The organism is Dactylosporangium sucinum (genome assembly GCF_014647515.1).
Taxonomy (GTDB): Bacteria; Actinomycetota; Actinomycetes; order Mycobacteriales; family Micromonosporaceae; genus Dactylosporangium; species Dactylosporangium sucinum.
On sequence record NZ_BMPI01000011.1, the window covers coordinates 30,226 to 42,915 of the forward strand.

11 protein-coding genes are annotated in these 12,690 nt (G+C 73.6%); 5 read left to right on the forward strand and 6 right to left on the reverse strand.

Annotated features, from left to right (window positions below; genetic code table 11):
• Positions 1 to 60: 60 nt before the first annotated feature.
• Complete coding sequence (locus IEZ31_RS13320; RefSeq protein ID WP_190250120.1) at positions 61 to 1,605, forward strand: LLM class flavin-dependent oxidoreductase; 1,545 nt, start codon at positions 61 to 63, stop codon at positions 1,603 to 1,605.
• Positions 1,606 to 1,608: 3 nt separating this feature from the next.
• Here IEZ31_RS13320 and IEZ31_RS13325 read toward each other — a convergent pair whose 3' ends face one another.
• Entirely contained in the window at positions 1,609 to 2,544 is a 936-nt protein-coding gene (locus IEZ31_RS13325; RefSeq protein ID WP_190250121.1) for an SDR family NAD(P)-dependent oxidoreductase, read from the reverse strand.
• 91 nt (positions 2,545 to 2,635) lie between these two features.
• Between IEZ31_RS13325 and IEZ31_RS13330 the strand changes: the two genes are divergently transcribed.
• Positions 2,636 to 3,208 (forward strand): TetR/AcrR family transcriptional regulator, encoded by a 573-nt coding sequence (locus IEZ31_RS13330; protein ID WP_229834905.1) that lies wholly within the window; start codon positions 2,636 to 2,638, stop codon positions 3,206 to 3,208.
• Positions 3,209 to 3,704: 496 nt separating this feature from the next.
• The gene (locus IEZ31_RS13335; protein WP_190250122.1) at positions 3,705 to 4,226 is read left to right on the forward strand and encodes a GNAT family N-acetyltransferase; all 522 of its coding nucleotides are present in this window, start codon (positions 3,705 to 3,707) and stop codon (positions 4,224 to 4,226) included.
• On the opposite strand, the gene IEZ31_RS13340 is transcribed toward IEZ31_RS13335, so the two are convergent.
• The 3 genes from IEZ31_RS13340 to IEZ31_RS13350 all read right to left on the reverse strand — a co-directional run bounded on the left by IEZ31_RS13340 (position 4,196) and on the right by IEZ31_RS13350 (position 7,926).
• Positions 4,196 to 5,116 carry an NHL repeat-containing protein gene (locus IEZ31_RS13340; protein ID WP_229834961.1) on the reverse strand — a complete coding sequence of 307 codons (921 nt, stop codon included), beginning with the start codon at positions 5,114 to 5,116 and terminating at the stop codon, positions 4,196 to 4,198. The two genes, IEZ31_RS13335 and IEZ31_RS13340, sit on opposite strands and share 31 nt — an antisense overlap.
• Positions 5,117 to 5,169: 53 nt before the next feature.
• Positions 5,170 to 7,197, reverse strand: coding sequence for a methyl-accepting chemotaxis protein (locus IEZ31_RS13345; RefSeq protein ID WP_190250124.1), 2,028 nt, complete (start codon positions 7,195 to 7,197; stop codon positions 5,170 to 5,172).
• Between the two features lie 162 nt (positions 7,198 to 7,359).
• Positions 7,360 to 7,926: a C40 family peptidase gene (locus IEZ31_RS13350; protein ID WP_190250125.1), complete on the reverse strand. Its 567-nt coding sequence runs from the start codon at positions 7,924 to 7,926 to the stop codon at positions 7,360 to 7,362.
• A 565-nt stretch (positions 7,927 to 8,491) separates the two neighbouring features.
• On the opposite strand from IEZ31_RS13350, the gene IEZ31_RS13355 reads away from it, so the two are divergent.
• Both IEZ31_RS13355 and IEZ31_RS13360 read left to right on the forward strand, forming a co-directional pair.
• Positions 8,492 to 9,784, forward strand: a complete 1,293-nt coding sequence (locus tag IEZ31_RS13355; protein WP_190250126.1) for a diguanylate cyclase domain-containing protein — start codon at positions 8,492 to 8,494, stop codon at positions 9,782 to 9,784.
• 14 nt (positions 9,785 to 9,798) lie between these two features.
• Complete coding sequence (locus tag IEZ31_RS13360; protein WP_190250127.1) at positions 9,799 to 10,746, forward strand: hypothetical protein; 948 nt, start codon at positions 9,799 to 9,801, stop codon at positions 10,744 to 10,746.
• On the opposite strand, the gene IEZ31_RS13365 is transcribed toward IEZ31_RS13360, so the two are convergent.
• Both IEZ31_RS13365 and IEZ31_RS13370 read right to left on the reverse strand, forming a co-directional pair.
• Complete coding sequence (locus tag IEZ31_RS13365) at positions 10,736 to 11,563, reverse strand: transglutaminase-like domain-containing protein (protein WP_190250128.1); 828 nt, start codon at positions 11,561 to 11,563, stop codon at positions 10,736 to 10,738. The two genes, IEZ31_RS13360 and IEZ31_RS13365, sit on opposite strands and share 11 nt — an antisense overlap.
• Positions 11,564 to 11,641: 78 nt before the next feature.
• Positions 11,642 to 12,652 carry a serine hydrolase gene (locus IEZ31_RS13370; RefSeq protein ID WP_190250129.1) on the reverse strand — a complete coding sequence of 337 codons (1,011 nt, stop codon included), beginning with the start codon at positions 12,650 to 12,652 and terminating at the stop codon, positions 11,642 to 11,644.
• Between the last annotated feature and the right edge of the window lie 38 nt (positions 12,653 to 12,690).

The window sequence follows — 12,690 nt, forward strand, 5'->3', positions numbered from 1 at the left end:
ATGCCGAGCGTCACGCCGGGCAAGTTTGGCGGCGGATCTTCTGTCTGGCATACTATCTGTATGACCGACTATGGGCACGAGCTGCGGTTCGGGACGTTTCTGCCGGCCGAGGCCGGGACCGCGGCCGAGAGTGTGCGGCTCGCGGTGCTGACCGAGACGCTCGGGCTCGACCTCACCAGTGTGCAGGACCATCCGTACCAGGGGCGGTTCCTCGACGCCTGGACGCTGCTGTCCGTCGTCGCCGCCGCCACCGAGCGGATCTCCGTCTTCCCCAACGTCGCCAACCTGCCGCTGCGGCCGCCGGCCGTGCTGGCGCGCGCCGCGGCCAGCCTCGACGTGCTCACCGGGGGGCGGGTCGAGCTCGGGCTCGGCGCCGGGGCCTTCTGGGACGCCATCGTGGGCATGGGCGGCACCCGCCGTACACCCGGGGAGTCCTTGCAGGCCCTTGCGGAGGCCGTCGCGGTGCTCCGCGCGCTCTGGAGCGACGAGCGCTCCGCGCGGGTCGACGGGGAGCACTACGCGCTGCGCGGGGCGCATCCCGGGCCGGCGCCGGCGCACGCCATCGGCATCTGGATCGGCGGGTACAAGCCGAAGATGCTGTCGCTCGTCGGGCGGCTCGGCGACGGGTGGCTGCCCAGCTCGCCGTACCTGCCGCCCGAGCAGCTCGCCGACGCCAACGCGCGGATCGACGAGGCCGCGGTCGCGGCCGGGCGGCGACCGGCGGACGTGGTGCGGCTCTACAACATCGCGGGGACGTTCGCCGGGCGCGGGCAGGAGTTCCTGCAGGGGCCGCCGAAGGTGTGGGTGGAGCAGCTCGCCGAGCTCGCCGTCACCGAGGGCATGAGCGGGTTCATCCACATGGTGCGCGCGGGTGGCGACGACGACCTGCGCCGGTTCGCGGCGGAGGTCGTGCCGGCGGTGCGGGAGCTGGTCGCGCAGGAGCGCTCCGGCGCGTCGAAGCCCGCCGCCCCCAGTGCGCCCGCTCCCGTGATCGCTGTCGCAGCAACCGCGAACCTCGCCACCCCGACGCCGGACGACGGCGCCCGGCTGTCGGCGGTGCGGCTGTGGGACGAGGCCGAGCGCCCGGCCGGCCCGGCCCGGGACCCGGCGCTGCGGTACACCGACCGCCAGAAGGCCAAGGGGCAGCATCTCATCGACGTGCACAACCACCTGCGCGGGGAGCTCGACCAGCTGCGCGACCTCGTCCGGCAGGTCGCGGCCGGCTCGCTCGACCTCGGCCGGGCCCGGTCGATGATCAACACGATGGCGCTGCGGCAGAACAACTGGACCCTCGGCACGTACTGCGAGAGCTACTGCCGGGTCGTCACCACCCACCACACCATCGAGGACGTCTCGCTCTTCCCGGCGCTGCGGGCGGCCGACCCCCGGCTCGCACCGGTGGTCGACCGCCTGGAGGCGGAGCACCACGTCATCGCCGACGTGCTGGAGCGCGTCGACGCCGCGCTGGTGTCGCTGGTGGGCAAGCCCGACGGCATCGGCGAGGTGCAGGAGGCCGTGGACCTGCTCACCGACACGCTGCTCTCGCACCTGTCCTACGAGGAGCGCGAGCTGGTCGAGCCGTTGAGCCGGCTCAACGTCACCTGACGGTCACCTGACGCTGGCGACCGACACGTCCCACAGCCGGGCGGCCGCCTCGGGGTCCAGCGCGTACGCCGCGACCCCGAACCGGGTGCCCGGCTGGTTGGGCAGGGCCTCGTCGCAGTCCTCGAAGTAGTGCCCGCCGACGTGGTCGAGCAGGGGCGACGCGGCCAGCAGCACCGACGTCGCCGCGCCCTGCTCGACCGTCTTCCACTCGGTGAGGCCGACGCCGGCCGACGCCCGCAGCCGGGCGATCTCCTCGTCGGTGACGTGGCGCTGCAGCCCGGTGCGGATGCTGCCCGGGTGCAGGCTGTTGACGAAGATGCCGTCGCCCGACCAGCGCCGCGTGGCCTCGACGGCGAAGAGGATGTTCGCCGTCTTCGACTGCCCGTACGCGGACCACGGCTCGTACTCGCGCCGCTCGAAGTGGATGTCGTCGAACACCACCGGCGAGCGGAGGTGGGCGCTGGAGGCCACCGAGACCACGCGCGCTCCGCCGGCTTTCCTGAGGCGCGGCAGCAGGCCCGTCGTCAGGGCGAAGTGGCCGAGGTGGTTGGTGGCGAACTGCAGCTCCCAGCCGTTGCCCGTGCGGCGCAGCGGCGTGGCCATGACGCCGGCGTTGTTGACCAGGATGTGCAGCGGCTCGTCGCTCTGCTCGGCGAGGGCCCGCACCGAGGCGAGATCGGCGAGGTCCAGGTGCGCGACGGTGACCTGCTTGTTGCCGGTCGTCGCGACGATGTCCTCGGCGGTGCGCTCGCCCGCCGTGGTGTCGCGGACGGCCAGGACGACCTCGGCCCCGTGCGCGGCGAGGGCGCGGGCCGTCTCGACGCCGATGCCGGAGGCGCCGCCGGTGACGACGGCCCGCTTCCCGGTGAGGTCGACGCCGTGGACGACCTGCTCGGCCGTTGATTCGGCGCCGAACGGAGTGGTGATGCGCTCGGTCATGATGGTGCCCCTTCCCGGCAGTACCATGGTGAAACGGAGGCTCCTCCAGGTTATCCGGAGGCTCCTCCGATTGCCATCGTGGGGAGGAACTGTGACGGAGCGCCCACTGCGCGCCGACGCGCGCCGCAACCGTGAGCGCCTGCTCGAGGTGGCCATGCGCGCCTTCTCGGAGCAGGGCCCGGACGCGACGCTGGACGCCATCGCCCGCACGGCGGGGGTGGGCATCGGCACGCTCTACCGCCACTTCCCGACGCGCGAGGCCCTGATCGAGGAGGTGTACCGCGCCGAGCTCACCCGCCTGTGCGACGCCGCTCCGGCGCTGCTGGAGTCGCTGCCGCCGGACGAGGCGCTGCGGACCTGGATGGACCGCTTCATCGAGTACCTGGCCGCGAAGCGCGGCCTGGCCGACGCGCTGCGCGTGGTGATCGCCGCGGGCGGCCAGCCGTTCGCCCACAGCCGCGAGCGGCTGGTGGGTGCGCTGGCGGTGTTGTTGCCGGCGGCGGGCCTGGACGCGTCGTCCTCGGATGACGTGCTGATGTCGTTGAACGGCATCTCGCTGACGGCGGGGGACCCGGCCCAGCGTCCGCAGGCGGCGCGGCTGCTGGACCTGCTGATGGACGGCCTGCGCTACCGCCGGACCGCGCCCGCTGTGCCGCTTCCATGATCGATGGAGGATTCCGGCTGTCCTGGCAACCGGAATCCTCCATCGATCACGGGTCGTTCGCGGCTCGCCCTGCCGGCGTCGCGCGGGATGGGGCTGACCGCGGTCGCCGCGGGCCGGGCCGCGCTGCGCCCGTGCCGAACCGCCGATCACGGACCAGGGTCGGGGCTCGACCGGCTCGCGCCCGCGCTGTCCGTGCCGAACCGCCGATCACGGCCTGGGCTGGGGGCCCATCTCGCGGCGGGGGTTGCGTTGTCCGTGCCGAAACGGTGATCGCCGGCCGGCCTGGGAAGCCCGGCGCGGGGCTTGCGGTGGCTCCGGACCGAAAACGGCGAATCGTGGTGCTGCCGTGATCGACTTCGGGCGAACGGGTGAGGTTCTGGGGGAACGGCGCCGTCGTGACGCAGGACACGGGATCGCTCCCCGGCGCTCGCGCCTAGACTGGGTCTGAAAAGTGGACCCAGGAGGGTGCAAGCGCAACGGGAAGGCGGGAACCCGCATGCTGATCCGGCCGTGGGAGGGTGGGGACGATCGGCTCGTGCTCGCCGCGCAACCGGAGCTGTCCGAGCGGAGCCTCACCCGGCGGTTCCTCGTCGGGACCGGTGGGCGGCTGCCGTCCGGCTACCTCGCCCACATCGCCAAGGGTGCCCGGCCGCCCGCCTGGGACGCCCAGGTCGCGATCGACCGCGGCACGCTCTGCGGATGGGCCGAGTACGGGCGGATCCACGGTACAACCGACGCCGCCGACCTCGCCGTCATCGTCGCCGACCGGTGGCAGCGGGCGGGCGTCGGGTCGCGGCTCGTCCGGGCGCTCGTCCAGCGCATGGCCGCGGCCGGGATCCGGCAGGTGTACGCCGAGGTCCTGCCCTCCAACCGGGACGTGCGCGCGTTCGTCCGGGCGCTGGCCGGCCGGGGGCCGCAGGGCGAGTACGCCGACGGGCTGGTGCGCTACCACTTCCCGCTCGTCGACGTACCCGCCGAGCTTCGGGATCAGAACGCCGGGATGGCGACCGCCGTGTAGGGCGTCGCCGGGGTCGGCGTCGTCGTGAAGCGGGCGTTGGGCAGGTACAGACGGTTGCCGAACCTCGCCACCGTGGTCGGCACGTCGAAGCGCGGGTCCGTCGCCGTGGCGCGCAACTCGCCCGTGCGGCCCGCGCGGTCCAGCTCGACCGCGGCCACCGTGTTCAGGCGGTTCTGCACGACGTACAGCGTGCGGCCGGCCAGGAGCAGGCCGTCGCCGTTGGTGAACAGTGTGCCGCCCACGTCGATCCGGGTCGTGGCGCCGGTGCGGGGGTCGATGCGGAACAGCAAGCCGGTGTTGGACTGCACGGCGACGAGCGCCTTGCCGTCCGGGGTCTCGGCGATGCCGTTGAGGTTGTTGACGTCGGGGGTCAGCACGAAGTCGCCGGTGAGGGCGATCGTGGTGAACGACGACGGCAGCCGGCGGTGCTTGCCGAGGGCGACCTTGTACAGCACCGCCTTGCGCGAGTCGGTGAAGTACGCGGCCGAATCGGTGAGCACGACGTCGTTCACGAACGTGGGAGCGGTCGCGAACTGGTACGCGGCGAGCACCGCGCCCGTGCGCAGGTCGATCACGCGGGCGTTGCCCCCGCCGCCCCCGGCGACGAAGAGCCGGCCCCGGCCGTCGGTCTTGAGACCCAGCGAGGCGGTCCCGACCGCCGGGCTGAGCTCCGAGCCGGCGCCGGAGACCAGGTTCACGCGGTAGATGCGCCCGTCGGCCCGGGAGCCGAAGTACGCGAACGGGCCGGGACCGATCGCGATGCCCTCGGGCTGGAACCCGTCGGGCAGGTCGAGGGTCGTCGGCAGCGGGCGGTGGCCCGGGGAGGAGGCGGCGGCGGGCGTCGCCACCAGCGTGGCCATGATCGTTGCGGCCAGGGTCAGTCCAACCATCACGCGTCGATGTATGGTCATACCCCGTTCTACCCCTTCCCGGGCGAAAGCGTTCAGGTCGTCGACGCGACGAACCGCTTGATCCGCTCGACGGCGTCGCCCGGCGGGGTCAGGAACTGCAGCCCGATCTCGGTCTGCGACCCCTGCGCCACGCAGTGCATCACCTGCGCGTGCAGCCGCAGCGGGCGCTCGTCGATGTCGAGCTCGACGCTCACCGCGTCGCCGGTGCGCAGCGGCACCGCGCCGTCGGCGCAGCAGCGCAGGCCGCCGGCGCTGAGGTCCATGAGCTCGCCGGTGAGCGTGTCCGCGCCGCCGTCGACGGTGATGCGCACCGGGCCGGTCGCGGCGATCCGCTCGGCGTGGCGTCGCTCCAGCTTCTCGGCCAGGGCGGACATCCCGCGGATGCGTTCGAGGGTCTCGTTGACCCGGCCGTTGAGCCGCTCGACGACGGCGTGCTGGTCCTGGGCCACGGTGTGCAGCACGCCCGTCGCCTCGCCGATCCCGCCGACGCCGGAGACCATCGCCGCGATCGTGTCGGCCATCTCGGCCGCGTTGCGCTCCAGCGACGTGATCGTGGTGCTGATCTGCTCGGTCGACTCGGCGGTGTTGCTGGCCAGGTCCTTGACCTCGTTGGCGACCACGGTGAAGCCGCGGCCCGCCTCGCCGGCCCGGGCCGCCTCGATCGTCGCGTTGAGCGCGAGCAGCCGGGTCTGCGCGGCGATCCCGGCGATGAGCTGGGTGGTGCCGTGGACCTGGCGCAGGCTGTCGCCGAGCGCGGCGACGACCCGCTCGGCCTGGCCGGCCCGCGCGACGACGGACGCGGTGGCCCGGTCGGCCTCGGTCACCCGCTCCTCGATCGTGCGGGCGGCCCCGCGGACCTCGTCGACCTGCGCGACGACGTCGTGGAGCTCCTGCGCGATCGCGTTGACGGACTCGTCGACGACGCCCTGCGCCCGCTCGCGCAGCTGCCGCTGGCCCTCCCGCTGCTGCTCGAAGCTCGCGTGCAGCTGCTCCTCGCGCACGCGCTGGCTGCGCTGCAGGGCCGCGTCCTGCTCGGCGAGGCGCGACCGGGCCTTCTGCAGCGCCCGGCCGATGTCGCCCAGCTCGTCGTGGCCCGACGGCAGCTCGCGCTCGCTGAGGTCGCCGTCGGCGGTCGCGGTCACCCCGGACACGGCCAGTCCCACGTCGTGCCGGGTGCGCCACAGTACCGCGGCCGCGAGCCACCACGCGACGAGCAGCCCGACGCCGGTGACGGTCAGGTTGAGCATCCGGTCGCGGGTGAGCCGGTCGTGCCGCTCCCGCAGCAACCGCTCCAGCGCGGACCGGCTCGGGTCGAGCGCGGCGCCGGCCGCCGCGGCGAGCGCCGTGGTGTCGGCGGCGGACGGGTTCGACAGCCCGGCGGCGAGCGCGTCGCCGAGGGCCTCCGCGGCATCGGCGGCGGCGGTGACCGGGGCCAGGTTCCCGCGCAGGTCGGCGTCCGACGTGTGCGTGAGGGCCGTCTGTACCGCGGCCCGCAGCGCCTCGGCCGCCCCCTGCAGCTTGCCCGCGGCGACCGCCTGCGCCGCCGTCCGGTCGGCGGCGCTCGCCGCCGGGTCCGGGTTGGCCGCCTCGGCCGCGGTGAGCAGCGCCTCCGGCAGCTCGACGATCTGGATGTCCATGACGTAGAAGGAGTCCAGGTCGGGGTCGAGGATCAGGCTGGAGGTGTTGCCGGCCTCGGTGATGAGCGCGACGAGCGCGGTCGCCGCGGCCACGCCGCCCGTGGGCGGGATCGCGCCGAGCTCGTCGCCGAGCTCGAGCGTCGGGTGCTGCTGGACGGCGGACCGCAGCCGCGCCAGGTCGGGGGCCTCCCCGGCGGCGATCGCCGTCATCGCCCGCAGCGCCTCGTGGACGACCCCGGTGCCGTCGAGCTCGTCGGCGGCGAAGTCGACCTGCCCGCCGATCGTCGACGAGTACGCCCATGTTGCGCCGAGGCCCGGCACCAGCAGTACGACGCACAGCACGGCCAGCCGGGTGCTGGTGCGGACCCGGTCCGACAACCACAGGGCCGGCCGGAGCAGCACCGGCCCACGCGAACCGCTCATGTGCCCTCCGCTTCGCTCCGGACGCACGAGCCCACGCTGTGCCGATGATTCGCGGCCTCTCCGCTTCGCTCCGAACCGCTCATGTCGACAGATTCGGCCGGAACGAGCCGTTGTTGAGGATCCGCGGCGGCGGGCCGCGAAGGGCGACCCGCCGCCACAGGATCACAGGAAGCGGTACGCCGTCCCGCCGCGCACCGGGGCGACGCGCACCCCGGCCTGCGGGTTGGCGGCCTCGACCATCTTGCCGTTGCCGATGTAGATGGCGACGTGCCCCGGCATGTGGATGACGTCGCCGGCCCGCCACTGTCCGGACGGGACCTTGCGGCCGCGGGCGGCGATCTGCTCGCTCTGGTGCGGCAGCTTCACCCCGACCCGCGCGTACGCGGCCATGACCAGCCCACTGCAGTCGAACGCGTTCGGGCCGGACGCGGCGTACCTGTATGGCTTGCCCACCTGGCCAAGGGCCCACGACACGACCGTGCCGGCCGCGCCGGACGGCGGGGCCACGGACGGCTGCTTCGGCTGCTTGGTGGTGGTTGGTGGTTGCTTCTTCACCGGCGGCTTGGACGCTGTCGCGGGCGGCGACGAGACGACCCTGGACGCCGTGTCACGGGAGGAGAGGTGGATCGGGCGGTACGCGCGGTCCGCCTTCTCGAGGGCCGCGATGCGCGCCTCTTCGTCGGCGAGCACGTGGGCCTGGAGGGCCGCCACCTCGTCGGCGGTCGTCACACTCGACGGTTTCGGTTGGGCCGCGCTGGCGGCGGAGGAGCCGAGCCAGACGGCGGAGAGGGCCAGGACAGTGGTTCCCGCTGCGATGCGGCGCAGCGGCTGCGATGCGTTCAGAACTACTCCCGGGTCGGCCCGGTGCACTCACGCGTGTCTCGGGCGGTGCGGCGGGTGTGGCGCCACCCCAGAAGCAACCGAGGCGGGCCGTCCGCCGGGACCCGAAGTACCGGACGAAGTGGACAATCGATCACACCGGCCGCGATGAGGGCCGTCCGCGACGCTAGGCGACCCCTTCGGCGGTCGCGGCCGGTCGTGAGAAGGCTCACCCGGACCTCACCCCCGGTATGACCGCATATACTCATTTCGTGGGGATTGTTCGGGCCGTTGCGCTGACTGCACTCACCGTGTTGGCCGGCTGCGGCGGCGGCGCCGGCGAGCCCGGGGCGAACCCCGCGTGCCGTGAAGATCTACGGCTCGATCCGTGACGTGGAGGACGGCTCCCGTCCTGCACCGCATCCAGGGCGCCTGGCCCGCTTGAGTCGGACGGTCCGGCGCCGATGTTCGGCCTGTGTACAGACGGGTGCGCCGCCGCTTGGCCGATCTGCGGATCGCGACCAAGATCATCAGCGTGTCGCTCGTCGTCGCGGCCATCTTCACCGCGTCCGGCGTCGTCGGGCTGGTGAACCTGCGCCGGCTCGCCGCCGACCAGCGCCGCGAGTACGACGTGAACGTCGTCGCCCTGGACCGCATGACGTCCGTCCGCTCCGCCGTCGGCGCCCAGCAGGAGGCCGTCCTCGCCTTCATCCTGTCCGATCCCGGCTTCTACCGCGACAGCTACGCCGCGGTCATCGAGGAGTCCGACGCGGAGATCGACACCGAGATCGCCGAGCTGCGCCGGGTCGGGCCGCCGGTCGCCGAGCACGAGGGCCTGCGCGCGTTCGCCGCCACGATCACCATGTGGCGCACGGCCCGCGACGCCGCGCTCGACGCCGCCCGGTCCGGCGACCAGCGCAAGGCCGCGTCCGTTGTCCTCGTGCGCTCCGAGGCCATCGCCCGCGCCGTCAAGGACCGCGCCAACGCCTTCCTCGCCCAGCTCGTCGAGGCCGTCGCCGAGGGCGCGCGGCGGGCCAAGGCCAGCAGCGACCACACCGCCCGGCTCATGGGGCTGCTGCTCACCGTCGGCGCGCTCACCGCGCTGCTGCTGTCGGTGCTCACCGCCCGGGCCATCTCCCGCCCGCTGCACCAGGTCGTCGACGTGCTCGCCCGGGTGTCGCGGGGCGACCTGAGCCGCCGCGTCGAGCTCGACCGCGGCGACGAGGTGGGCCAGATGGGCCGCTCGCTCAACGAGACCCTCGCCGTGCTGCGCAGCGCGTTCGAGGAGGTGCAGCACCGCGCCTCGCACGACGGCCTCACCGGCCTGGCTAACCGGGCGCTGCTGCGCGAGCGGATCGCCGCGGCCCGGCCGACCGCGCTCGCCGGCCTTCCGGTCGCCATGCTGCTCATCGACCTCGACGGCTTCAAGCAGGTCAACGACGCCCACGGGCACGCCGCCGGCGACCACCTGCTCACCGTCGTCGCCGCCCGGCTGCAGGCCGGCGTCCGACCGGCCGACACCGTGGCCCGCCTGGGCGGCGACGAGTTCGCCGTGCTGCTCGACGGCATCGACGACGTCCGCGCGGTCGCCGCCCGGCTGTGCGCCGCGATCCAGGCGCCGACCGAGTACCGCGGCGTCGTCCTGCACCCGAGCGCGAGCGTCGGCGTGTCCGTCTGGGACGGCGAGGTGCCGATCGACGCCCTCATGCACGACGCCGACGTCGCCATGTACGCCGTCAAGGGCCGGACCCGGGTTGCGAGCGCTTGATAGCGTCCCCGCGCATGGGAGGCATCGGGTACTCGCTCGGCATCAGCGGTGCCGGCGACGTCGACGCGGCACGGTCGGCCATCTGGGACTACATGCAGGGATTCGCGCAGTGGTGCACGACGAGCGACGTCTACGAGGAGGTCCACTACTACCTCGACGACGTGCGGCCGGCCGAGGACCCGCACCGCCCCGGCGACACCCGCATGTACTGGTGGCTCCCCGACCACGCCGGCTGCTGCGTGCGCTCGATGCTCGCCTGGGAGCACTGGTGCCACCTCGCCGCCGCGATCGACTGGCGGTTCATCGCCTACCGGGCCGGGCAGCACGGGGTGGCCCTCACCGGGGAGCCGCCGGCCCGCGACGACGCGCCGAACCGGTTCGTGGTCCTGCGCGGGTACCTCTGGCTCATCGAGGACGGGCGGCTCACCGGCGACAACAGCATGCTGGAGCTCGCCGAGCTCACCGCCGAGGAGGCCGCGGCCGTCGAGACCGCCCGCGGGCGGTGCGGCTGCGGGGTGTGCGCCATGCTGCGCCCCGAGCCCGGCGTCCTCGACGCGCTCCTCGACGACCTGCGCGGCGAGGACCGCGACGCCGCGATCCAGGCCGGCTGGTACCTCGCCCGCATGACCACCACCAGCCCCGCGGCCCTGGAGACGATGGTGCGCGTCGGCGGCGGCCCGATGCGGTTCCACTACAACGACTTCAGCGGCCCGATCGAGCGGGCGGCGGCCGCCCTCCCCGGCGCCTGGGATCAGCTCATGGCCCTCGCGCCCGGGCTCAACCCCGACTCGCAGGACCTCGCGTTGCAGGGTCTTTCCAAGTTGTACCGCGACCCGCAGCGCACCGCCGGCGAGCGGTCCGCCTACCGCGCCGCCCTGCAGCGGGCCCTCGACGACCGCGCGAGCGACACCGCCTTCTACCTGCTCCAGGACCTCAAGGACGAGGATCGGGTCAGACGCTGACCCAGCCGTCGAAGCCGCTCGGGGACATGCAGTGGACCCGGCCGTCGAGGCGCAGGTCCGGGTCGGTCGCGTAGCGCTCGGCGAGGACCCGCTCGGCCGCCGTGTCACCGCGGTCGGCCGCGAGCAGCAGCCGGGTCAGCTCGTCGGCGCTCCGGTCGGTGATCGCGCCCCACTGGTCCCACAGCAGCACCTCGTCGCCACGGCGGTGGGCGACCTCCAGCAGCACCTGGTCGAGCAGGAACTGGTGGCCGCGGAACGGCAGGCCGGGGCTCGCACCGTAGTTGTCGGCGTCGATGAGCCCGCGCCGGTGCGCGTCCCAGGCCTGCGCGGCGGTGAGGAACTGCGGCAGGTCGGCGGTGTCGAACGGATACCGCGACGGCTCCAGCTGCGGGTCGGCGAGGACCCAGCGGTCGCCGTCCCAGTACTCGGCGACGGCGTGGTCGTAGTTCCAGTCGTCCGCCAGGTACGGCGCGAAGCCGACCCGCACCCGGGCCGGCACCCCGCGGTGGCGCAGCGCCGCCACCGTGAGCAGCGCGAAGTCGCGGCAACAGACCACCACCCGGTCGGGCTCCGGCCGCGGCTGCGCGAGCGGCACCGGGAACCGGCTCTGGTCCAGTTCCAGGAGCCGCTCGACGCGGCGCGAGTCGATCTCGGCCAGCCGTGGCCCGGTGAACCTGATGCCGGCCGCCTGGTAGTGGACCAGCACGTTGCGCACGACCGCCATCAGGTCGGGCAGGTCGGCCGGCAGGTCATCGAGCAGGGCGGCGTACCGTCCCGGGTCGCTGAAGCGCGTCTGCACGCGGTACCGCTGCTGCATCCATCGAACCTAACAACATTTCCCCCCGGTTGACCCGGGCGCGGCGGCGGTGTGCACGTGACAATTTCACGCCCGTCCTCACCCCCCGTCGACCGGCCGGAACGGCACCAGCGCCTGGCGCGCCGCGAGCGCCGGGGTGGTCACCCGCTCCACCACGTCGAACCACGCCCGGCCGAGCACGGCGTGCGCCTCGACGGCCGGGTGGGTGGCGCCGTAGTTGTCGAGGTCGCCGAGGCCCTCGGCGAACAGGCTGTAGGTGAGCGCGGGGGCGCCGTCGGCGCCGAACATGATCCCGGCCTCGTGGCGGGAGGCGCCGAGGGTGTTGAAGTCGGCGCCGTACTTCGTGGCCACCCGGCTGCGCTCCGCCGAGGACATGGTGCGGCGGATGCCGTCGTGGTACCCGTTGATCCAGCGCAGGATGCCCAGCAGGAAGTCGCAGCTCGACGGGGTGAGCAGGGTCTTCGTCGCCAGCCGCCAGAGCAGGTCGTGCATCTCGCGGGGCGTGGTGTCGCCGAGGAAGAAGCGGTTCGGGTTGGCGACCGGCTCGACCCGGGTGTGGGTGAACCCCTTCGCGGCCAGGATCTCGTTGATCTCCAGCGCCGGCACCACCCGCCCGCACATGCGCACCGCGGTGTTGTCCGAGACGAGCAGCATCGCGGTGAGGAAGTTCGCGATCGTGACGTCGTCGCCCCAGACGGTGTGCAGGAAGTAGATCCCGCTGCCGCCCAGGATGATGTCGGCCGGCAGGTCGAGCTTCTGCCCGAGCGAGAGCTCGCCACGGTCGACCTTGTCCATGACGGCGGTCGCGACGGCGAGCTTCTGGACGCTGTACCCCTTGGTCACGTGGTCGGCGTCGTCCTCGACCACGGGCCGCGGCACGCCGGCCGCGTCGACCAGGGCGACGTGGCTGTGCCAGGTGCCGCCGGCCTTCGCCTTCTGCCGCTCGTACACGCGCCGGATCCGCTCCGCTGGTGCCGTCACCCGATCAGTCTCCGCCGCGGCGGCGGCCGGCTGCACGCCGGCCGCCGTTCCCAGCGCCGCACCGGCCCCGAGGGCGAGGGCAGCGCGGCGCGTCAGGGCGTTCGTCATGGTTTCCTCCCGTGTGTCCATTGCGCGGTACTCCGGGA